1 protein-coding gene is annotated in these 1,326 nt (G+C 62.6%); it reads left to right on the forward strand.

The features are described from left to right. Positions 1-1,326, forward strand: a 1,326-nt coding sequence (locus MMG91_RS28775; protein ID WP_405046577.1) for an immunoglobulin-like domain-containing protein, incomplete at both ends; no start/stop codon positions are given.

A 1,326-nucleotide genomic window follows, 5' to 3' on the forward strand; every position in this document is an offset into this window, starting at 1 on the left:
GCTGAGGGTGGGACCGTGGTTTACACCGCGTCCGTATCGGCGCCGGTGACCGGCTCGCCGGTGGTCGTCACCCTGTCCAACGGCCAGACCATCACCATCCCGGTCGGCTCGAGCAGTGCCAGCGTCAACTTCACCGCGCCCAACGATGCATTGGCCGGTGGCGGTTCGCTGAGCGTCAAGATCGACGATGCCAAAGGTGGTAACTACGAGAAACTGGAAGTCGACAGCAAGTCGGCGAACACCTCAATCACCGATACTCCAGACACCACCAACCTGTCGCTGACCGCGACCGGCACCGTGGATGAGGGCGGCCAGATCACCTACACGGCAACCCTGACCAATGCAGCCGGTACACCGGTCACCGTGACCCTGTCGAACGGCGCCGTGATCACCATCGAAGCGGGTAAAGCTACCGGCTCCGTGACCGTCGACGCACCAAAGGACGATGTCTACAAAGATGCCGGCACCGTCGAAGCAACCATCAAAGATGCGACTGGTGGTGGTTTCGAGAACCTGGTCGCCAGCGACACGCCTGCGGTGACCACCGTCAACGACACCATCGACACCAGCACCGTTTCGCTGAGTGCCACATCGAGCGTCGCCGAAGGCGGCACCGTGGTTTACACCGCATCCGTGACGTCGCCAGTCACCGGCTCGCCAGTGATCGTCACCCTGTCCAACGGCCAGACCATCACCATTCCGGTCGGCTCGAGCAGCGGTTCTGTCCACTTCGTTGCGCCAAACGATGCACTGGCGGGTGGCGGTTCCCTGAGCGTCAAGATCGACGACGCCAAAGGTGGCAACTACGAGAAGCTGGACGTCGATGGCAAGTCGGCGGATACCTCGGTGACCGATACTCCAGACACCACCACCCTCAGCCTCTCGGCGACTGATTCGGTCGCTGAAGGCGGTTCCATTGTTTACACCGCGACCCTGAGCAACACCGCCGGGACTCCAGTCACCGTCACGTTGAGCAACGGCGCCGTGATCACCATCGCCGCTGGCGCGACTACGGGCAGCGTAACTGTCGACGCACCGAAGGACGACGTCTACAAGGACGCCGGCAAGGTTGAAGTGACCATCAAGGACGCCGCGGGCGGCAACTTTGAGAACCTGGCGACCAACCCAGAGGCAGCGGTCACCGAGGTGACTGACACCCTCGACACTTCGACCGTGAACCTGACCGCGACGTCTACCGTCGCTGAAGGCGGCACCGTGGTTTACACCGCATCCGTGACATCACCGGTCACCGGTTCGCCAGTCGTAGTGACCCTGTCCAACGGCCAGACCATCACCATTCCGGTCGGCTCGAGCAGCGCCAGCGTG

The sequence above is a fragment of the Pseudomonas sp. JL3 genome, assembly GCF_031570575.1.
GTDB lineage: Bacteria > Pseudomonadota > Gammaproteobacteria > Pseudomonadales > Pseudomonadaceae > Aquipseudomonas > Aquipseudomonas cucumis.